The sequence below is a fragment of the Brevundimonas sp. P2_A6 genome (assembly GCF_056404975.1).
This window is the reverse complement of record NZ_JBFUCZ010000004.1, coordinates 104,778-121,891: the sequence shown is the minus strand read 5'-3', so window position 1 is coordinate 121,891 and position 17,114 is coordinate 104,778. Positions and strand designations below refer to the sequence as shown.

At 66.4% G+C, this 17,114-nt stretch carries 25 protein-coding genes; 20 read left to right on the top strand and 5 right to left on the bottom strand.

Features of this window, described 5'->3' with window-relative positions:
* Positions 1 to 39 precede the first annotated feature (39 nt).
* The 4 genes from AC1DW4_RS11550 (at position 40) to AC1DW4_RS11535 (ending at position 2,697) form a co-directional block, all read left to right on the top strand.
* Entirely contained in the window at positions 40 to 462 is a 423-nt protein-coding gene (locus AC1DW4_RS11550) for an NUDIX hydrolase (protein ID WP_477017410.1), read from the top strand.
* A 138-nt stretch (positions 463 to 600) separates the two neighbouring features.
* Entirely contained in the window at positions 601 to 1,110 is a 510-nt protein-coding gene (locus AC1DW4_RS11545; RefSeq protein WP_477017409.1) for a hypothetical protein, read from the top strand.
* Between the two features lie 139 nt (positions 1,111 to 1,249).
* A complete protein-coding gene (locus tag AC1DW4_RS11540; RefSeq protein ID WP_477017408.1) occupies positions 1,250 to 2,224 on the top strand; it encodes an SPFH domain-containing protein in 975 nt (324 codons plus the stop codon).
* Between the two features lie 14 nt (positions 2,225 to 2,238).
* Positions 2,239 to 2,697 carry an NfeD family protein gene (locus tag AC1DW4_RS11535; protein WP_477017407.1) on the top strand — a complete coding sequence of 153 codons (459 nt, stop codon included), beginning with the start codon at positions 2,239 to 2,241 and terminating at the stop codon, positions 2,695 to 2,697.
* On the opposite strand, the gene rnhA is transcribed toward AC1DW4_RS11535, so the two are convergent.
* Positions 2,694 to 3,146, bottom strand: coding sequence for a ribonuclease HI (gene rnhA, locus AC1DW4_RS11530; RefSeq protein ID WP_477017406.1), 453 nt, complete (start codon positions 3,144 to 3,146; stop codon positions 2,694 to 2,696). The two genes, AC1DW4_RS11535 and rnhA, sit on opposite strands and share 4 nt — an antisense overlap.
* Positions 3,147 to 3,249: 103 nt before the next feature.
* Here rnhA and AC1DW4_RS11525 point away from each other — a divergent pair, with 103 nt between their 5' ends.
* From AC1DW4_RS11525 to AC1DW4_RS11510, 4 genes are all read left to right on the top strand, one after another.
* Positions 3,250 to 3,468 carry a twin-arginine translocase TatA/TatE family subunit gene (locus tag AC1DW4_RS11525; protein ID WP_477017405.1) on the top strand — a complete coding sequence of 73 codons (219 nt, stop codon included), beginning with the start codon at positions 3,250 to 3,252 and terminating at the stop codon, positions 3,466 to 3,468.
* Positions 3,469 to 3,493: 25 nt separating this feature from the next.
* Positions 3,494 to 4,054, top strand: a complete 561-nt coding sequence (tatB, locus tag AC1DW4_RS11520; RefSeq protein ID WP_477017404.1) for a Sec-independent protein translocase protein TatB — start codon at positions 3,494 to 3,496, stop codon at positions 4,052 to 4,054.
* Positions 4,055 to 4,098: 44 nt separating this feature from the next.
* Positions 4,099 to 4,938, top strand: coding sequence for a twin-arginine translocase subunit TatC (tatC, locus tag AC1DW4_RS11515; RefSeq protein ID WP_477017542.1), 840 nt, complete (start codon positions 4,099 to 4,101; stop codon positions 4,936 to 4,938).
* Between the two features lie 90 nt (positions 4,939 to 5,028).
* The gene (locus AC1DW4_RS11510; RefSeq protein ID WP_477017403.1) at positions 5,029 to 5,226 is read left to right on the top strand and encodes a hypothetical protein; all 198 of its coding nucleotides are present in this window, start codon (positions 5,029 to 5,031) and stop codon (positions 5,224 to 5,226) included.
* Positions 5,227 to 5,295: 69 nt separating this feature from the next.
* On the opposite strand, the gene glnA is transcribed toward AC1DW4_RS11510, so the two are convergent.
* Entirely contained in the window at positions 5,296 to 6,705 is a 1,410-nt protein-coding gene (glnA, locus tag AC1DW4_RS11505; RefSeq protein ID WP_477017402.1) for a type I glutamate--ammonia ligase, read from the bottom strand.
* A 59-nt stretch (positions 6,706 to 6,764) separates the two neighbouring features.
* Positions 6,765 to 7,103, bottom strand: a complete 339-nt coding sequence (locus AC1DW4_RS11500) for a P-II family nitrogen regulator (RefSeq protein WP_477017401.1) — start codon at positions 7,101 to 7,103, stop codon at positions 6,765 to 6,767.
* Between the two features lie 118 nt (positions 7,104 to 7,221).
* Between AC1DW4_RS11500 and AC1DW4_RS11495 the strand changes: the two genes are divergently transcribed.
* Both AC1DW4_RS11495 and AC1DW4_RS11490 read left to right on the top strand, forming a co-directional pair.
* Positions 7,222 to 8,040 carry an NAD(P)H-hydrate dehydratase gene (locus AC1DW4_RS11495; protein WP_477017400.1) on the top strand — a complete coding sequence of 273 codons (819 nt, stop codon included), beginning with the start codon at positions 7,222 to 7,224 and terminating at the stop codon, positions 8,038 to 8,040.
* Positions 8,037 to 8,381, top strand: coding sequence for an ArsC family reductase (locus AC1DW4_RS11490; protein ID WP_477017399.1), 345 nt, complete (start codon positions 8,037 to 8,039; stop codon positions 8,379 to 8,381). Before AC1DW4_RS11495 ends, AC1DW4_RS11490 begins: the two co-directional genes overlap by 4 nt.
* Positions 8,382 to 8,383: 2 nt before the next feature.
* Here AC1DW4_RS11490 and AC1DW4_RS11485 read toward each other — a convergent pair whose 3' ends face one another.
* Positions 8,384 to 8,623 carry a DUF2188 domain-containing protein gene (locus tag AC1DW4_RS11485; protein WP_477017398.1) on the bottom strand — a complete coding sequence of 80 codons (240 nt, stop codon included), beginning with the start codon at positions 8,621 to 8,623 and terminating at the stop codon, positions 8,384 to 8,386.
* A gap of 127 nt (positions 8,624 to 8,750) precedes the next feature.
* On the opposite strand from AC1DW4_RS11485, the gene AC1DW4_RS11480 reads away from it, so the two are divergent.
* From AC1DW4_RS11480 to AC1DW4_RS11470, 3 genes are read left to right on the top strand one after another with little or no spacing between them, the layout of a single operon-like run.
* Positions 8,751 to 9,164 carry a hypothetical protein gene (locus AC1DW4_RS11480; RefSeq protein WP_477017397.1) on the top strand — a complete coding sequence of 138 codons (414 nt, stop codon included), beginning with the start codon at positions 8,751 to 8,753 and terminating at the stop codon, positions 9,162 to 9,164.
* Positions 9,165 to 9,182: 18 nt separating this feature from the next.
* Complete coding sequence (locus AC1DW4_RS11475; protein WP_477017396.1) at positions 9,183 to 9,716, top strand: RNA polymerase sigma factor; 534 nt, start codon at positions 9,183 to 9,185, stop codon at positions 9,714 to 9,716.
* The gene (locus tag AC1DW4_RS11470; protein ID WP_477017395.1) at positions 9,706 to 10,005 is read left to right on the top strand and encodes a hypothetical protein; all 300 of its coding nucleotides are present in this window, start codon (positions 9,706 to 9,708) and stop codon (positions 10,003 to 10,005) included. The genes AC1DW4_RS11475 and AC1DW4_RS11470 overlap by 11 nt, the downstream gene beginning before the upstream one ends.
* Positions 10,006 to 10,009: 4 nt before the next feature.
* On the opposite strand, the gene AC1DW4_RS11465 is transcribed toward AC1DW4_RS11470, so the two are convergent.
* On the bottom strand, positions 10,010 to 10,492 hold the full coding sequence (locus AC1DW4_RS11465) for a hypothetical protein (protein ID WP_477017394.1): 483 nt from the start codon (positions 10,490 to 10,492) through the stop codon (positions 10,010 to 10,012).
* A 138-nt stretch (positions 10,493 to 10,630) separates the two neighbouring features.
* Between AC1DW4_RS11465 and AC1DW4_RS11460 the strand changes: the two genes are divergently transcribed.
* From AC1DW4_RS11460 to der, 7 genes are all read left to right on the top strand, one after another.
* Positions 10,631 to 11,044 carry a DUF6249 domain-containing protein gene (locus AC1DW4_RS11460; protein ID WP_477017393.1) on the top strand — a complete coding sequence of 138 codons (414 nt, stop codon included), beginning with the start codon at positions 10,631 to 10,633 and terminating at the stop codon, positions 11,042 to 11,044.
* 30 nt (positions 11,045 to 11,074) lie between these two features.
* On the top strand, positions 11,075 to 11,638 hold the full coding sequence (locus AC1DW4_RS11455; RefSeq protein WP_477017392.1) for an RNA polymerase sigma factor: 564 nt from the start codon (positions 11,075 to 11,077) through the stop codon (positions 11,636 to 11,638).
* Positions 11,628 to 12,047 (top strand): hypothetical protein, encoded by a 420-nt coding sequence (locus AC1DW4_RS11450; protein ID WP_477017391.1) that lies wholly within the window; start codon positions 11,628 to 11,630, stop codon positions 12,045 to 12,047. Before AC1DW4_RS11455 ends, AC1DW4_RS11450 begins: the two co-directional genes overlap by 11 nt.
* Positions 12,048 to 12,105: 58 nt before the next feature.
* On the top strand, positions 12,106 to 12,942 hold the full coding sequence (panB, locus tag AC1DW4_RS11445; protein ID WP_477017390.1) for a 3-methyl-2-oxobutanoate hydroxymethyltransferase: 837 nt from the start codon (positions 12,106 to 12,108) through the stop codon (positions 12,940 to 12,942).
* Between the two features lie 96 nt (positions 12,943 to 13,038).
* Positions 13,039 to 13,842 (top strand): tetratricopeptide repeat protein, encoded by an 804-nt coding sequence (locus AC1DW4_RS11440; protein WP_477017389.1) that lies wholly within the window; start codon positions 13,039 to 13,041, stop codon positions 13,840 to 13,842.
* A 53-nt stretch (positions 13,843 to 13,895) separates the two neighbouring features.
* Positions 13,896 to 15,350: a PQQ-binding-like beta-propeller repeat protein gene (locus tag AC1DW4_RS11435; protein ID WP_477017388.1), complete on the top strand. Its 1,455-nt coding sequence runs from the start codon at positions 13,896 to 13,898 to the stop codon at positions 15,348 to 15,350.
* 149 nt (positions 15,351 to 15,499) lie between these two features.
* Complete coding sequence (gene der / locus AC1DW4_RS11430) at positions 15,500 to 17,113, top strand: ribosome biogenesis GTPase Der (RefSeq protein ID WP_477017387.1); 1,614 nt, start codon at positions 15,500 to 15,502, stop codon at positions 17,111 to 17,113.
* Position 17,114: the final 1 nt, after the last annotated feature.

Below are 17,114 nucleotides of genomic sequence, written 5' to 3'. Positions count from 1 at the left end.
CGCCACCCCAAACCGCCTCCGGGCCGCTATGATCTATGGATGAGCCAGTCGTCCGCCATGATCCCAGTGCCCGCAGTGGGCGTCGTCTGTCTGAGAGGCGACCAGGTGCTGTTGATCCGGCGCGGAACGTCGCCGCGTATCGGCCAGTGGAGCCTCCCCGGCGGCCGCATCGAGCCGGGCGAGCGAGCCGTCGATGCCGCCCTGCGCGAGTTGCGTGAGGAAACCGGCGTGACGGCCCGCATCATCGGGCTGATCGACGTCGTCGATGGCATCTTCGCCGAGGAGGGGCGCCATTATGTCCTGATCGATTACGCAGCCGAGTGGATAGAGGGCGAGGTCAGCGCTGGTGACGACGCAGCCGATGCCGTCTTCGTGCCGCTCGAGGACGCCTTGAGGGCCGTGGACTGGGATAAGACGCGCCGCGTCATCACGGCGGCGGTCGAGCTGGCTGGGCGGTCCTGATCATCCCGTCAGGTGTCGTCACTTACTTTGGCCAGCCCAAAAAGCGACACAAACGCCAGCCGATCCGGATGACTTTTCCAGTATCGTCTGCCACATAGCAAAGAGATCGGCGTTTTGCCGACTCGGGGGAGATATCGAATGAAGAAGACCTTGCTCGCGGCGGCATCGACCGCCGCACTCGTGATCGGCATGAGCGCCTTCGGCACCGCCGCCATGGCGCAAGCCACCATGACGGTCACCAACACCGGTGAAGTCGCGATCACCGAACTGGCCATCTCGGGCACCTCGGTCGAAGACTTCGGCGACAATCTGCTCGACGAAGAAATCGCGCCGGGCGACGGCGTCGAAGTGACCTTCGACGTCGGCGACGACTGCGTCCAGGACGTGATGGCCACCTACGAGGACGGCGACACGGAAGAACAATACGACATCGACCTGTGCGCCGGCGGCGACATGGACATCGTCGATGACGACGAGGACGAAGAAGATCCGTCCGAAGACGAAGACGAAGACGAGGACGACGACTCGGACGATGAGGACGAGGACGACGACTCGGACGATGAGGACGAAGACGACGACTCGGACGACGAAGACGAGGACGAAGACGACAGCGACGACGAGGAAGAGGACGAGGAAGAAGAAGAGTAGTCTTCTTTCAGATTCGATCTTTGCGGCGGTCCCTTTGGGGGCCGCCGTTTTCGTTTGGGGCTGTTTCGGCGGGATCGGGCCGGTTTCGATGGAACGGCGCTTCGGGCGGGCGTAACGTGGGCGGCGTTGGAGGAAACGAATGAGCTATTTCGCACTCGCCCTGGTGGCCCTGGCCATCGTCCTGCTGTTCAGCGTGGTCAAGATCGTGCCGCAGGGGCGCGAGCTGACCGTCGAACGGTTCGGCAAATATACCAAGACCCTGAAGCCGGGCATCAGCATCCTGACGCCCTTCGTGGAGCGGATCGGGCGGCGCATGAACATGATGGAGCAGGTTCTCGACGTGCCCCAGCAGGAGGTCATCACCAAGGACAACGCCATGGTGAAGGTCGACGCCATCGTCTTCATCCAGGTGATGGATGCGCCGAGCGCCGCCTATCGGGTGGAAAATCTGCCCTATGCCATCACCCAGCTGTGCATGACCAATCTGCGGACCGTGGTGGGCTCGATGGAGCTGGACGAGGTGCTGTTCCAGCGCGACTCGATCAATACCCGGTTGCTGACCGTCATCGACGCGGCCACCGAGCCCTGGGGCGTCAAGGTCAACCGGATCGAAATCAAGGATCTGACCCCGCCGGTCGACATCACCAACGCCATGGCCCGCCAGATGAAAGCCGAGCGCGAGAAGAGGGCTGTCATCACCGAGGCCGAGGGCGAGAAACAGGCCGCCATCGCCCGCGCGGAGGGGGCCAAGCAATCGGCCATCCTGCAGTCGGAAGGCCGCAAGGAGGCCGCCTTCCGCGACGCAGAAGCTCGCGAGCGCGCCGCCGAGGCCGAGGCCAAGGCGACCGCCATGGTCAGCCAGGCCATCGCGGCGGGCGACGTCAACGCCATCAACTATTTCGTGGCCCAGAAGTACGTCGAGGCCTTCGCTGAACTGGCCCGAAACCCGACCGCCAAGACGGTCATCGTGCCCGCCGAGATGGGCAGCCTGGTCGGCACCATCGCCGGGATCGGCGAACTGGTCGGCCTGGCGCGTGATCAGCAGCAGGTCGCCCGTGCGACTCCGCCGCCGCCCGCCCGCACGCGGGGATCAACCGTGCCGCCGACCGCCTGAACCGGAGCCATGTCATGACCGCGATCGCCGATATCTATGCCGCCCAGCCATTCTGGATCTGGCTGGCGCTCGGGGTATTGCTGCTGGCCGTCGAGGCCGCGTTCTCGACCGAATGGCTGTTATGGCCTGCGGTCTCGGCCGGGATCGTCGCGGTCCTGACGGCGCTGGGCCTGCGGTTGGGTTTGCCGGTCGAGATCGGACTGTTCGCCGCCTTGACCCTGTTGTCGACCCTGCTGTCGCGCAGGCTGATCCAACGCGTGAACCCTTCGGACAGCCCCGACATCAACGATCGTGATGTACGGCTCGTCGGGCAGCGGGCGAGGGTGGTCGGCGCTTTCGTCGGAGGCCGGGGACGCGTATTCGTGTCCGGGGCTGAATGGCCTGCTGAAATCGAGGGCAGCGCGCCCGACGTCGGTGCCGATGTCATCGTCGAATCCAGCCTGGGATCCGGCCTCAGGGTCCGCGCAGCCTAGGCTTTCGCCTTCGCCGCACGCATCTCCTCGATTCCGCGGTTGGCCAGCTGATCGGCCCGTTCGTTCAGCGCGTGTCCGGCGTGGCCCTTGACCCAGTGCCATTTCACCTCGTGACGCGCGCGGGCGATGTCGAGGCGTTTCCACAGGTCGTCGTTCTTGACGGGCTTCTTGTCGGCCGTCTTCCAGCCCCGCGCCTTCCAGCCGTGGATCCAGCCGGTGATGCCGTCCATGACGTATTTGCTGTCGGTGTGAAGGTCGATCCGGCACGGCCGGGTCAGGGCCTCCAGCGCCATGATGGCGGCGGTCAGCTCCATCCGGTTGTTGGTCGTCAGCGGCTCTCCGCCCGACATTTCCTTGGTCTTGTCCCCGAACTGGATGATGGCCCCCCAGCCGCCGGGGCCGGGATTGCCCTTACAGGCACCGTCGGTGTGGATGATCACGTGACTCATTTGCGCGGACTTACAGGTTCGCTTGGCGCGGTGCCATCCGTTGGCCTATATGCAGCGTATGTTTGACACGGGCCGTTTTCGGGCTCGTTCGAGGAGATCAGTCTTGGGCAGCTTCAGCATCTGGCACTGGGCCATCGTCATCGTCGTCGCCGCGCTGTTGTTCGGCGGCAAGGGCAAGATTTCCGACCTGATGGGCGACGCCGCCAAGGGCATCAAGGCCTTCAAGGACGGCATGAAGGACGAGGACAAGAAGGACGGTCCGCGCAGCGGCGTGTCCAGCCTGCCGCGGACCGACGCCGAAAAAGAAGAGCTGAAGCGCTAGTCCGCGGGCGAGCGGGACCTGACGCATGGGCGGCCTCGGCCCCGGGATCGGGGGCTTCGAATATTTGATTATCGGCATCGTCGCCCTGGTCGTCGTGGGACCCGAACGGCTGCCCGGTCTGTTGCGGCAACTGGGCAAGATGGTCGCCAAGGCGCGCGGCATGGCCAACGAGTTCCGCGCCAGCTTCGAGGACATGGCCCGCCAGTCCGAACTGGATGACCTGAGGAAAGAGGTCGAGGCTCTGCGCACCACCCAGATGGTGCCGCTGGGGGCCGCCGCCGACGCCGCCTTCAAGGACATCAAGGCAGAGCTGGACAGGCCCGCCTACGTCGAGACGCCGCCCAACGCCGTGGTGCTGGACCAGCCAGAGTTCCCGGAATCCGTGACCATGCCTGCGCCGGAGGCCGCACCGGCTGCACCGAAGCCGCGCAAGGCCCGTGCGGCCGCCGCCAAGCCCGCATCGGCCGATGCGGTCACGAAGACGCCGGCCAAGCCCCGGGCCAAGGCGGTGGCCAAGACCGCCGAGACCCCGACGCCAAAGACCTCCAAGCCCCGCCCACCGCGTAACAGCAAGATCGACCTGTGACCGACCGCGACGAGGACGAGATCGAGGCGTCGCGCGCGCCGTTGATGGATCATCTGATAGAGCTGCGCGGGCGGCTGGTCTGGTGCGTGGTGGCCTTTATCGCGGCCTTCATTCTGTGCTTCTTCTTCGCGGCCCAGCTGCAGGTCGAACTGATCAAGCCCTTCCAGGCCGCGGCCGCCGTTCACGCCGCCGCCGTGGCCAAGGGCGAGCACGGCAACCCGATTGACCTGCTGCTGATCACCGCCGGCCTGCGGCCCTTCCCGCCGGGCGGGTTGGCGGCAGTGCAGCTGATCGCGACGGCACCGCTGGAGCAGCTGTTCACAAAAATGAAGATCGCCGGGTTCGGGGCCATCGTCCTGGCCTTTCCGGTCATCGCCTATCAGCTTTACGCCTTCGTGGCGCCGGGCCTTTACCGGAACGAGAAGGGGGCCTTCCTGCCCTTCCTGATCGCCACGCCGGTCATGTTCTGCCTGGGCGGGGCGCTGGTCTATTTCGTCATGCTGCCGTTCGTGATGCTGTTCTCGCTGAGCCAGCAGATATCCAGCGAGGGGATCACGGTCATGCTGACGACCAAGATCTCGGACTATCTGAACCTGGTGACGTCGCTGATCCTGGCCTTCGGCCTGTGCTTCCAGCTGCCGGTGGTGACGACGCTCTTGGGGATGGCCGGGCTGATCTCGTCCAAGGTGATGAGCGAGGGCCGCCGCTATGCCATCGTCGCCGTCGTCGTCCTGGCCGCCGTGGTCACCCCGCCCGACCCCATCAGCCAGCTGATGCTCGCCGTGCCCCTGGTCCTGCTCTACGAGGTCTCGATCTGGTGCGTCCGACTGATCGAATGGCGGCGCAAGAAGGACGAGGACGCCGAGGCGTTGGCGGCGGTCTAGGTCGTTAGACCCGGTTTATGTCAGTCTGCTTGCGCACGTCAGGCTTCTTCGGCATCTCTGCTTTGCTTGCATTCTCCAGAGGAGCCTCGCATGGGGAGCTTCAGCCTATGGCATTGGGCCATCGTCGGCGTCGTGCTGATGATACTGGGCTATCCAGCGGCACGGATTCTGAAGCGTCTTGGCTTCTCTCCATGGTGGGTCGTGCTGGCCTTGATCCCTTATCTTAATGTCGGTGGATTGTGGCTACTGGCTTTCGTCAAATGGCCAATCGAACGCCGTGAGGTCTAGGAAGCCGGCCAACGAAAAGCCCCGGACGGCGGACCGTCCGGGGCTCTTGCTATCCGCAGATACGACCGATCAGCAGCTGTAGTACATGTCGAACTCGACCGGGTGGGGGTGGAGCTGGAGGCGCATGACCTCTTCCATCTTCAGCTCGATATAGCTGTCGATGAAGTCGTCATCCATGACGCCGCCCTTCTTGAGGAAGGCGCGGTCCTTGTCGAGGTTCTCGAGCGCTTCCTTCAGCGAGCCGCAGACCTCGGGGATGTTGCCGCGCTCTTCGGGCGGCAGGTCGTACAGGTTCTTGTCGGCGGGGCCGCCCGGATCGATCTGGTTCTCGATGCCGTCGAGGCCCGCCATCAGCAGGGCCACGAAGGTCAGGTAGGGGTTGCCCATCGGATCGGGGAAGCGCGCCTCCAGGCGCTTGGCCTTGGGCGACGAGGTGTGCGGGATGCGGATCGAGGCGGACCGGTTGCGGGCCGAGTAGGCCAGTTTCACCGGGGCTTCGTAGCCGGGGACCAGACGCTTGTAGGAGTTGGTGGTCGAGTTGGCGAAGGCGTTGATGGCCTTGGCATGCTTGATGATGCCGCCGATGTACCACAGACATTCCTGGCTCAGACCGGCGTATTTGTCGCCGGCGAACTGGGGCTTGCCGTCCTTCCAGATCGACATGTGGACGTGCATGCCACTGCCGTTGTCGGCGAACATGGGCTTGGCCATGAAGGTCGCCGACTTGCCGTAGGCCGCGGCCACGTTGTGGATGACGTACTTATACAGCTGAAGCCGGTCGGCCATGGTCAGCAGGTCGCTGAACTTCAGACCCAGTTCGTGCTGGGCGGGGGCGACCTCGTGGTGGTGCTTTTCGGGGTTGAGGCCCAGGTCGCGCATGACGCCCAGCATCTCGCCGCGCAGGTCCTGGCCGCTATCGACCGGATTGACGGGGAAGTAGCCGCCCTTGGGCCCCGGGCGATGGCCCATGTTGCCCTCGGTGTATTCCGAGCCTGTGTTGGCCGGAAGCTCGATGGAGTCGTAGCTGTAGCCCGTGTTGTGCGGCTGGGTGGACCAGCGCACGTCGTCGAAGATGAAGAACTCGGCTTCCGGGCCGAAATAGACCTGATCGCCGACGCCCGAGGACTGGACATAGGCCAGGGCCTTCTTGGCCATCGAGCGGCTGTCGCGGTTGTAGGGTTCGCCCGTGTCCGGGTTCATCACGTCGCAGAACAGGAACATCGTCGTCTGCTGATAGAAGGGATCGATGTAGGCCGTGGTCAGGTCCGGCATCAGCAGCATGTCGCTCTCGTTGATCGCCTTCCAGCCGGCGATGGACGAGCCGTCGAACATGGTCCCCTCGGTCAGGAACTCCTCGTCGACCAGGTCGATGTCGAAGGTGACGTGTTGCAGACGTCCCTTGGTGTCGGTGAAGCGAACGTCGACGTATTTGACGTCCTTGTCCTTGATCTCCTGCAGGATCTTGCTGGCGGCGCTCATGAGTTCGATGTCCTTCTTTGCGTTTCTTCTGGGGAGGAAGCTTACTGGTCTTGTGCGGCCTAGACCGCCTGCGCTCCGGTTTCGCCGGTGCGGATCCGGATGACGTCGGCGATGTCGGAGACGAAGATCTTGCCGTCGCCGATCTTGCCCGTGCGGGCAGCGGTCTGGATGGCCTCGATCACGGCCGGGGCCAGGTCGTCGGCGACGACCACTTCGATCTTGATCTTGGGCAGGAAGTCGATGACGTATTCGGCCCCGCGATACAGTTCCGAATGGCCCTTCTGGCGGCCGTATCCCTTGGCCTCGAGCACGGTCATGCCCTGCACCCCGATGTCCTGGAGCGCCTCTTTGACGTCGTCCAGCTTGAACGGCTTGATGACGGCTTCGATTTTCTTCATGGGCGCCCCCGAGGTGGCATCGTCTGGGCCAGACACTCGGGGAGCAAAGGGACACCGCATTGCAGCATAAGGCAAGGGCCGCGTTGCATTTTCAGGCGCTCCGTGCGCGGAAAGACGAATGGTGAAAACGAACGACCCATCGCTTTGGCTCGCGGCCATTCCCTGGCCGGGCGCGCAGACCCATAAACACACGCGCGGGCGGCTGGGCGTGGTGTCAGGCGGACCCCTGCGCACGGGGGCCGCGCGGCTGGCGGCGCGGGCAGGTCTGCGGACCGGGGCCGGGCTGGTGCGGTTGCTGTGTCCGCCAGACGCGGCCCTGGTCATGGCCGGGGCGGTCGAGGCGGTCATGGTCGATGCGTTCGAAACACCGGATGACCTGGCGGCGCTGACCGGGCCGATGCAGGCCGTGGTGATCGGCCCGGCGGCGGGGCTGGATGAGGCGACCGTGGCCAATCTGAGGGTGATCTCGGGCGGGGACGCGGCGCTGGTGGTGGATGCCGATGCGCTGACCATCTTCGGGGGGCGCACCGAAGACCTGTTCGCGCTGCTGAACGATCGGGATGTCATCACCCCGCACGAGGGCGAGTTCGAGCGGCTGTTTCCGGGTCTGCTGAAGCAGGGCAGGGAGGCGGCGTCGAAGCAGGCGGCCGAGCGGTCTGGTGCCGTCGTGGTGCTGAAGGGCAGCCGGACATTGATCGCCGAGCCGGACGGCCGGATCGTGGTTCAGCCGGAGGCCTCGCCGTGGCTGGCGACAGCGGGCAGCGGAGACGTGCTTGCCGGGATGATCGGCGGCTGGCTGGCCCAGGGGATGTCGGCCTTCGACGCGGCCTGCGCGGCCGTCTGGATTCACGCCGACGCAGCCGAACGCTTTGGTCCCGGATTGATCGCCGAGGACCTGCCCGAACAGATCCCCCATGTGCTGAAAGGCCTGCGATGACCCCGACCCTGTATGGCATCAAGGCCTGCGACACGATGAAGAAGGCCCGCGCCTGGCTGGATCAGCACGACCGGGCCTATGTCTTCCACGACTACAAGGCCGTCGGCATCGACCGGGCGACGCTGGCGGGATGGGTCGCCGAGCACGGCTGGGAGACGGTGCTGAACCGCAAGGGCACGACGTTTCGGGCGCTGCCGGACGAGGCCAGGGCCGGGCTGGACGCGGACAAGGCCATCGCCCTGATGCTGGCCCAGCCATCGATGATCAAGCGGCCCGTGCTGGACCTCGGCGGCAGGACCGTCGTGGGGTTCAAGCCGGAAGTCTATGCAGAGGCGTTCTAGGCTCAGCCCTCGACGTCGGTCTCGGGCCGGTCGTGGCCGTCGGCGCGTTCGGTGACCCAGGTGCCGGTCGCATCGGCGTATTCGATCATGGCGGTCTGGTCCGCGACGCGCTGCTCGCGGCTGGCCCGCACGGCGGCGGCCTTGGCCGAGTCGTGGGTGGGATGCGTCTCCGAATAGGTGTCGCCGACCTTGTAGGCCCAGCCGCCGTCGTGTTCGACGATGCGATAGGTGACGTGGGTCATGGATGCTCCTGCAAGGTTAGGCGGTCTCATTCGCATTTTCTGCGCAGCCGTGCATCCATTTCGCGCGTCGGCTGCGACCAATCAATGAAAGCGCGGGCGATGGGCCGGTGCGCAAGGGGTAACGACGATGGAAGACCTGTTCCGATCCTACTGGTGGTTGCTGTTCCCGCTGGGCTGGTTCGTGTTCGGCGGCCTGCAGTCGGTGATCGACTACTTCCGACACAAGGACACGCTGAAGATCATCAAGACCTATGCCGACAAGGGCGAACAGCCGCCCGAAGCCCTGCTGAAGGCCCTGCAAGAGCCTGAATACGAAGACCGTCGTGACCGCCGCCGATATCGCTACCGGTCGCATGGAGAGCGCGGCAACGTCTTTTCGGTCGTGCTGTTCGGGTGCCTGGCCATGGGGTTCGGCTATGCCAGCTTCACGAACATGTACGAGGCGGGCGACGCTTTCCTGATCGTCGCCTTTGTCATGGGTGCGCTGGCGCTGGCGTCGCTGGTCTCGGTCGTGATGGCCGAGCGCAATCCGCGCGCGTGATGGCGGCGGGTGGGGGAGATGACGACAGACGCCGAGCTGGTGCGGGATGCCCGCGCCGGCTCGGACGCCGCATTCGCACGGCTGGTGGAACGGCATCAGGCACCGGTGCGGGTCTTCCTGCGCCGGATGCTGGGGGGCGGTTTCGACATGGCCGACGATCTGGCGCAGGAGGTGTTCGTGGCGGCCTGGGGATCGCTGGGGCGGCTGAAGGATCCGGCCGGGGTGCGGTCCTGGCTGTTCGGCATCGCCTGGCGACGGGCGCAGGACCGGATGCGATCGGGGCTGCGGGGGCAGGCGCGGGACCGGGCCTGGCTGGACGAAACCCAGGCATCGGCCGGGATATCGCCGGAAGACCGGATGGCGCTGGCCGATGCCATGGCGAGCCTGCCGGCGGATCAGAGAGCGTGCGTGGCCCTGTGCCTGGCCGACGGGTGGTCGCACGGGGAGGCGGCGGAGGCGCTGGGGCTACCGCTCGGCACGGTCAAATCCCATGTCACCCGGGGTCGGGCGCGGCTGCTGTCCGTCTTGACGGGAGGATCGGATGACGCCTGAAGACAAGATTTCCGCCTTTTTCGCCGAGACGGCCCCGCCCGCGCGCGATCTGAGCTTTCAGGCCGAGGTGGCCGAGCGGATCGCGCGTCGCCGGGCGATCGCGACGGTGGTCGCGCTGATCCCCTGGACGATCGCCGCCATCACCCTGTGCTGGGCGCTGGGGCCGCTGCTGGCTGCGTTCGTGATCGGGTTCAGCCAGACCCTGGCCCCGGCGGTGGCCATCCTGGCGCTGACGGCGCTGGGGGTCGCGGTCTCGCTGACGGCGGGACGCAGGCTGGCGCCCGCCTGAGGCCCTAGCCGCCGCGCAGAAACCCGAGGCAGTCCGCCTTCACAGCCTGAAGCGCAGGGTCGGTCACCCCCTCTACGGCAGCGATGACGGTCGGGTCCTCGGTGGCCTCGCACGTCTGTTCGTCGGCACCGCCGGAAGCGTCCAACGCGGTGAGCACGCCCGTCGGATTGTTCGGCAGGGCTCGCCACAGGGCATCCGCCAGACCGTCTGCATGTTCGCCGTCCACGACGGGCCGCAGCAGGGGCGCGATCGTCAGCCATTCCGGATCGCCGGTCGCGATCCCCGCGAACACCTGCTCCAGTCCGGTCGGGTCGGCCGGACCGGTCAGGACCGCCACCGTATGTCCCGCGCCGTCGGCGGCGATCAGGTCGGCCAGATGCGCGGCGGTCATCGGCTGTTCCGGGATGTCGCGCGGCGCGGGCTCATCCGCATGTGGGGAACAGGCTGTCAGGGTCGCGATCAGGGCGACGAGGGTCAGGCGATGCATCGGGCGAAGTCTCCTCGTGCGCCACCTTACGAAGATTTCACGTCGATTGGCGCATCCGTTGGCGCTCGCCGCCGCCTCTTGTGATCAGAAGGCCCGGGCATCAGGCGCGCGCCGATCATTCAAAGAGGGGCTAAACCCATGGAAGACTTCGTTCCGATCTTCGCCATCTTCGCCGTCTTCGGCTCGATCACGGCCATCGTCGTCGGTCCCAGCTGGCTGAAGAGCCGCGAGCGTCGCGAGATGCAGGCGACCGTTCGCGCCGCCATCGACAAGGGTCAGCCCCTGCCGCCCGAGGTCATCGAGGCGCTGGGCACCGAAGCCAGCAAATGCATCCCGTCGCGCAGCCGCGATATTCGTCGCGGCATCATCTGGCTGGCTGTCGGCATCGGTCTGGCCGCCTTCGGTCTGATCAACGATCTTACGGGGAACAGCGACAGCTGGGACCACAACGGGCCGGACTTCGGTGGTGGCCTGCTGGGCATCGCAGCCATCCCGGTGACCATCGGCTTGGCTTTCATCGTCCTGAGCTTCTTCAACAAGAACAAGGACTGAGCCCTGATCTGACAGGGGGAATCATCAGTCATGGCCAAGTCCTTGATGGACCATCACGACGTCGAGCTCGCCGCCCTTGCGGCGGCGGGCGGGCGGCGCGAGTTCGGCGAACTGGTCCGCCGCCACGGCTCGGCCGTGCGATATCTGCTGCGGCGGATGGGGGCGCAGGGGTCGGAGGCCGACGACGTGGCCCAGGATGCCTTCTTGCAGGCGTTCGAGAAATGCGCCGAGTTCCGGGGCGACGGCACCTTCGCCGCCTGGGTCAAGCGCATCGCCGCGCGTCTGTATCTGAAACGCAAGGCCAGGGACGCCCGCTATGTCGCCGAGATCGAACCCGATCAGGAAGAGGTCGTCGCCTCTCCCGATCAGGCCGGTCTGGTTGATCTGGACGAGGCGTTGAAGTCGCTGAGCGAGACCGAACGTCTGTGCGTCTCGCTGTGCCATGGCGCGGGGCTGTCTCATCCCGAGATCGCGGCCGCCATGAATCTGCCGCTTGGAACGGTGAAGTCTCATGTCAAACGTGGTCTGGATAAACTCCGCGCCCGGCTTTCGCCGGATGCCGGACAGTCGGGGAGGGCGACCCATGTCGGCTGACGAATTCGATCCCATGATCGAGCGGATGTTCGCCCGCACGCCCCAGATGGCGGACGCGACCCTGTTCGCCGTCGATGTCGAAACGAAGCTGCAGTCCTCGACGCGGATGCGGACCCTGGCTCTAAGCCTCGCCGGCGTGATCGGCGGGATCATCGCCGTGCGCGAATCCATGAACGTGGATCTGCACCTGACCGAGTCGCAGGCCCCGATCGCCGGGCGGGTGATCGGGCAGGGGATCCAGTCCGCCAGTCTCGATGTGCAGAGCGCGGTGGCGTCGGGCCTGTCGCAGATGGGTCTGGCGGACATGACACTTGGGTCCATGGGCGGGATGCAGCTGTTCTGGATCGCCGCGGGTGCCCTGATCGCGCTGGCGGCCGCCGGGGTGATGCGACTGTCGCAGGAGGTCTGACGGTCGACGTGGCGCGCGGGGCACCCTATCTGTCGCGGCCCAACCCAGCGGAGCGCCCATGTCGAGCCAGAAACAGGATCTCGTGAAACGGACGTCGGTCCCGGATATCGCCAGCCGCAAGGGGGCCGAGCCGATCGTGGTCCTGACCGCCTACGATGCCCCGACCGCTGCGATCATGGATGCTCACTGCGACGTGCTGCTGGTCGGTGACAGCGTGGGCATGGCGGTGCACGGCCTGACCTCGACCGTGGGGGTGACGCTGGAGATGATGATCCTGCACGGACAGGCGGTGATGCGAGGCGCGAAACAGGCGCTGGTGGTCATCGACATGCCGTTCGGCAGCTATGAGGCCGGGTTCGAGGCGGCCTATGCCAATGCCGCGCGCGTCCTGAAGGAAACCGGGGCCCAGGCAGTCAAGGTCGAAAGCGGGCCGCAGGTGCCGGCCACGATCCGCTATCTGGTCGATCGCGGCATACCGGTGATGGGCCACGTCGGCCTGTTGCCCCAGTCGATCAACATCGACGGTTCGTTCAAGGCCAAGGGGCGCGAGGAGGCCGAACGGGCCCGCATTCTGGAGTCCGCGCGCCAGACCGCCGGTGCCGGGGCCTTCGCCGTCGTCATCGAGGGGGTGGCCGAAAGCCTGGCCCGCGAGATCACCGAGGCGATCGACAAACCCACCATCGGCATCGGGGCCTCTTCCGCCTGTGACGGCCAGGTCCTGGTCACGCCGGACATGCTGGGGATGTTCGACTGGACGCCGAAGTTCGTGCGCAAATACGCCGATCTGCGCGGTGAAATCGATCGTGCGGTGGCAAGCTATGCCGCCGATGTGAAAGCCCGCCGTTTTCCTGCCGAAGTCGAGACCTACTTCTCCAAAAAGCCCGTCACCTCCTGACGCCTCTTGCTGGTCAAGATGCGTTGCGGCGGAAGCGCCGACTGTCTAGGGTCCGCGCCGATTGGCTTTGCAGCGATTTTTGGGGCGGCGTTTCACGTGACTGATGTCTTCGAAGAGGTCGAGGAGGAGATTCGCTCCGAACGCCTCAAGCGCCTGGCGCGCACCTGGCTGCCGGTCGTCGGCGGCATTCTGGCCGTCGCCCTGGTCGCCGCCCTGGCGTGGTGGGGCTGGCAGAGCTTCCAGACCAGCCAGGCCAACAAGGCCTCGGTCGCCTATCAGCGTGGGATCGAGTCCCTGCAGTCGGGCGACACGACGGCGGCCGAGAGCGCGTTCGCCGAGGCTGAAAAGGTCGGCAACGGCGCGTACAAGGCCCTGGCCCTGCAGCAGCGCGCCGGCCTGGCCGTCCAGGCCAACCGCGTCGCCGACGCCATCAAGCTGTTCGATCAGGCCGCCAAGGCGTCGTCGGACCCCATCCTGGCCGACCCCGCGCGCTACAAGGCCGCCCTGCTGCTGATGGACAACGGTGGGACGCTGGCGGATCTGGAAGCCCGCCTGATGCCCCTGACTGACGACGATAGGCCGATGCGTCCGTTCGCGCAGGAGGCCCTGGGCCTGGCGCGCCTGCAGTTCAACAAACCGACCGAGGCGCGCGAGCAATTCGTGCTGCTGACCCTGGGTCAGGACGTACCGGATTCGGTGCGCCAGCGCGCCCAGGCCGCGATCAGCATGATCGATGCTGGTCTGGTGGCTGGACTCGGCCCCATCGTCGCCGCGCAGCAGCTGGTGCCGCCGCCCGAACCCCCCGTCCCGACCGGTCCCGATGGCCAGCCGATCGACCCGCGCGCCCTTGAAGCCGCCCGTCAGGCTCAGGCCCAGGCCGAAGCTTCAGGCGCAAACTGACCGTGACGACCCGCCCCCTCAAGACCGGAACCCCGATGACCCCCGGAAACCCAATGAAACCAGTGTCGCGCGCATTGAAGACGGCTCTGGTTCTGGGGCTGGCCGCCGGGCTGGCGTCCTGCGGCACGGTTCGACGCGTGCTGCCATTCGGTCTGGGCAAGGACGATACCCCGCAGGCCACGGCGACCGAGGGAACGCGGATCTCGATCCTGACCTTCGAACAGCAACTGGCCCCCTCGGCCGGTCTGGCGGGGCGTGACTTCTTCCTGCCCGGCCCAGTCGCTGCGAATGCCTGGCCTCTGCCGGGGGGCACCGAGACAAACTCCATCGAGCATGTGATCGCCGCGCCGACCTTCACCGTCGCCTGGCGTCGGCACATCGGAGCCGGCTCGGCCAAGACGCGTCAGGTCATGGCCCCGGTCGTCGCCGACGGTGGACGGGTCTTCGTCATGGACGGCGAATCGACGGTCACGGCCGTCGATGCCGCCACCGGCGACGTCGTCTGGAAGGTCGATGTCAAGCCGGACGGCCGCGAGGTGCGCGGCGGCTCGAGCCTGTTTGGCCTGCCTGTGCCCTCCATCGGTATCGGAGCGCCCGGTGAATTGACCGGCGGCTTCGGGGGCGGTGTCGCGGTCAGCGGCGGAAAGGTCTTCGTGGCCTCGGGCTATCGCACCATGTCGGCGCTGGATGCGGCGACCGGCGCGGTCGTCTGGACCCAGCCGGTGGACGTGCCGATTCACGGCGCGCCGACGGTCGCGGGCACTCATGTCTATGTCGTCGACGTGGACAACCAGCTGATCGCCTTCAACACCGCGACCGGCCTGCAGGACTGGTCCTATCGCGGCATCGTCGAGCCGGCGCGCATCATGCGTGCCTCCAGTCCGGCCGTCAGCGGCGAGACCGTCATCGCGCCGTTCTCCTCCGGCGAAGTCGTCGCCCTGCGCGCCGGAAACGGTCAGGTCGTCTGGCAGCAGGTCCTGTCGCGCACCAGCCGCACCAGCGCCCTGTCCGAGGTCCGCGACATCGCGGGCCGCCCGGTCATCTCGCGCGGCTTCGTCTATGCCGTCGGTCATTCCGGCGTGATGCAGGCCATGGACATCCGCACCGGGGCGCCGAAGTGGTCGCTGCCGGTCGCGGGCGTCAACGCGCCCCTGCCGGCGGGCGACGTGGTCTATGTCGTGTCCAAATCGGGCGAGCTGACCCTGGTCAACCGGGATTCGGGTGCCGTCTACTGGACGCGCGATCTGAACGACGGGTTGATTCGCCAGGAAGGCGGATTCTTCGGCTTCTTCGATCATACGGTCCGGCCCGAGTGGTCGGGTCCGATCCTGGCGTCCAACCGGCTGATCCTGGTCAACTCGGACGGCAACGCCGTGGCCTTCGATCCCAAGACGGGCGTGCAGACCGCCAGCCTCTCGCTGGGCGCGCCCGCCTATATCGCCCCGGCCGCCTATAACGGCGCGCTGTATGTCCTGACCGACAACGGTGATCTGGTCAGCATCCGCTGATTGAAAAATATCCACCGCTCATCCCGGCGAACTCCGGGATCCAGTGCTTAGGTGAGGCACGGAGCGTTGGACTTCGGCCCGCGCGCAATGTCGGCTATCATCGCCCGAAGGACTGGGTCCCGGCTTTCGCCGGGATGAGCGGAATCTAGATGCCACTGAAGCTCGCCATAGTCGGCCGTCCCAATGTGGGCAAGTCGACACTGTTCAACCGGCTGGTCGGCAAGCGCCTGGCGCTCGTCGACGATCGCCCCGGCGTGACCCGCGACCGGCGCTACGCCGAGGGCAACATCGGCGACATGGACCTGACGCTGATCGACACGGCGGGGTACGAGGACGTCACCGACGACAGTCTGGAATCGCGCATGCGCGAACAGACCGAGCTGGCGCTGGAGGACGGCGACGTCATCCTGTTCATGATGGATGCGCGCGAGGGGGTGACCTCGCTGGACGAGATCTTCGCCGAGCGGCTGCGTCGTCAGCACAAGCCGGTCATCCTGCTGGCCAACAAGTCCGAGAGCCGCGAGAGCGGGGGCGGGGTGGGCGAAGCCTATTCCCTGGGCTTCGGCGAACCCGTCGCCATCTCGGCCGAGCACGGCGAGGGGATGGCCGACCTCTATGCCGCCATCCGCGACGCCTCGGTCGACATCTTCGTCGAGGAGCTCGACGAGCCCGACAAGCCGATCCGCATCGCCATCATCGGCCGCCCGAACGCGGGCAAGTCCACCCTGATCAACCGCCTGATCGGCGAGGATCGCCTGCTGACCGGACCGGAGGCCGGGATCACGCGCGACAGTATCTCGGTCGACTGGGAATACGAGGGCCAGAACATCCGCCTGGTCGATACGGCCGGCATGCGTCGCAAGGCGCGGGTGCAGGAGAAGCTGGAGAAGCTGTCGGTCGCCGACACCATCCGCGCCATCACCTATGCCGAGGTGGTCGTGCTGGTGATGGACAAGGATAACGCCTTCGACGTGCAGGACCTGCAGCTGGCCGATCTGGTCGAGCGCGAGGGAAGGGCCTTGGTCTATGTCGCCGCCAAATGGGACCTGGAGGAACAGCCCCAGGCCAAGATGGCCGAGCTGAAGTCGATGGCCGACGACAAGCTGCCCCAACTGCGCGGGTCGCCGTTCGTGGCCCTGTCGGCGCATTCGGGACGCGGTGTCGATCGCCTGATGCCCGCGGTGCTGAAGGCGCACGAGACCTGGTCGGTCAAGGTCAAGACCAAGGACCTGAACGACTGGCTGGCCCTGGCGACCCAGCGGCATCCACCCCCCGCCGTGGACGGCAAGCGCATCAAGACCAAATACATGGCCCAGACCAAGGCCCGCCCGCCGACCTTCGTGCTGTTCGCCAGCCGGGCCGCGAGCCTGCCCGACCACTACATCCGCTATCTGACCAACTCCTTGCGCGAAAGCTTCGACCTGCCGGGCACGCCGCTGCGCCTGACGATCAAGGGCGGGTCGGAGAACCCCTACGCCTCGGGCGGCGCCAAGTCCGGCCCCGAACGCTACAAGGGCGACGCCAAGACCGCGCCGCGCGCCGTGCGCAAGAAGGCCGAGGAGGAAAGCCACCTGCCCGGCAAGGCGCTGGAACAGAAGAAGACCCGCGTCGCCAAGCCGAGGATCATCGGCGCGGTGAAGAACAGCGCGTCCAAGAAGGCCGGGTCGTCGGTGGCGGTCCAGAAGGGCGCGCGCGGCGGGGCGAGGCAGGTGTCGCGCTCAGGCCGCGTGCGGACGGGGCAGAAGCACGCGCCGAAGAAGTGAA

Bases quoted from the DNA above. Each gene is read 5' to 3' on its own strand.
- AC1DW4_RS11550 (WP_477017410.1), top strand. From the start codon at position 40: ATGAGCCAGTCGTCCGCCATGATCCCAGTGCCCGCAGTGGGCGTCGTC.
- AC1DW4_RS11545 (WP_477017409.1), top strand. From the start codon at position 601: ATGAAGAAGACCTTGCTCGCGGCGGCATCGACCGCCGCACTCGTGATC.
- AC1DW4_RS11540 (WP_477017408.1), top strand. From the start codon at position 1,250: ATGAGCTATTTCGCACTCGCCCTGGTGGCCCTGGCCATCGTCCTGCTG.
- AC1DW4_RS11535 (WP_477017407.1), top strand. From the start codon at position 2,239: ATGACCGCGATCGCCGATATCTATGCCGCCCAGCCATTCTGGATCTGG.
- rnhA (WP_477017406.1), bottom strand. From the start codon at position 3,146: ATGAGTCACGTGATCATCCACACCGACGGTGCCTGTAAGGGCAATCCC.
- tatB (WP_477017404.1), top strand. From the start codon at position 3,494: ATGGGCGGCCTCGGCCCCGGGATCGGGGGCTTCGAATATTTGATTATC.
- tatC (WP_477017542.1), top strand. From the start codon at position 4,099: ATGGATCATCTGATAGAGCTGCGCGGGCGGCTGGTCTGGTGCGTGGTG.
- AC1DW4_RS11510 (WP_477017403.1), top strand. From the start codon at position 5,029: ATGGGGAGCTTCAGCCTATGGCATTGGGCCATCGTCGGCGTCGTGCTG.
- glnA (WP_477017402.1), bottom strand. From the start codon at position 6,705: ATGAGCGCCGCCAGCAAGATCCTGCAGGAGATCAAGGACAAGGACGTC.
- AC1DW4_RS11500 (WP_477017401.1), bottom strand. From the start codon at position 7,103: ATGAAGAAAATCGAAGCCGTCATCAAGCCGTTCAAGCTGGACGACGTC.
- AC1DW4_RS11495 (WP_477017400.1), top strand. From the start codon at position 7,222: ATGGTGAAAACGAACGACCCATCGCTTTGGCTCGCGGCCATTCCCTGG.
- AC1DW4_RS11490 (WP_477017399.1), top strand. From the start codon at position 8,037: ATGACCCCGACCCTGTATGGCATCAAGGCCTGCGACACGATGAAGAAG.
- AC1DW4_RS11485 (WP_477017398.1), bottom strand. From the start codon at position 8,623: ATGACCCACGTCACCTATCGCATCGTCGAACACGACGGCGGCTGGGCC.
- AC1DW4_RS11480 (WP_477017397.1), top strand. From the start codon at position 8,751: ATGGAAGACCTGTTCCGATCCTACTGGTGGTTGCTGTTCCCGCTGGGC.
- AC1DW4_RS11475 (WP_477017396.1), top strand. From the start codon at position 9,183: ATGACGACAGACGCCGAGCTGGTGCGGGATGCCCGCGCCGGCTCGGAC.
- AC1DW4_RS11470 (WP_477017395.1), top strand. From the start codon at position 9,706: ATGACGCCTGAAGACAAGATTTCCGCCTTTTTCGCCGAGACGGCCCCG.
- AC1DW4_RS11465 (WP_477017394.1), bottom strand. From the start codon at position 10,492: ATGCATCGCCTGACCCTCGTCGCCCTGATCGCGACCCTGACAGCCTGT.
- AC1DW4_RS11460 (WP_477017393.1), top strand. From the start codon at position 10,631: ATGGAAGACTTCGTTCCGATCTTCGCCATCTTCGCCGTCTTCGGCTCG.
- AC1DW4_RS11455 (WP_477017392.1), top strand. From the start codon at position 11,075: ATGGCCAAGTCCTTGATGGACCATCACGACGTCGAGCTCGCCGCCCTT.
- AC1DW4_RS11450 (WP_477017391.1), top strand. From the start codon at position 11,628: ATGTCGGCTGACGAATTCGATCCCATGATCGAGCGGATGTTCGCCCGC.
- panB (WP_477017390.1), top strand. From the start codon at position 12,106: ATGTCGAGCCAGAAACAGGATCTCGTGAAACGGACGTCGGTCCCGGAT.
- AC1DW4_RS11435 (WP_477017388.1), top strand. From the start codon at position 13,896: ATGAAACCAGTGTCGCGCGCATTGAAGACGGCTCTGGTTCTGGGGCTG.
- der (WP_477017387.1), top strand. From the start codon at position 15,500: ATGCCACTGAAGCTCGCCATAGTCGGCCGTCCCAATGTGGGCAAGTCG.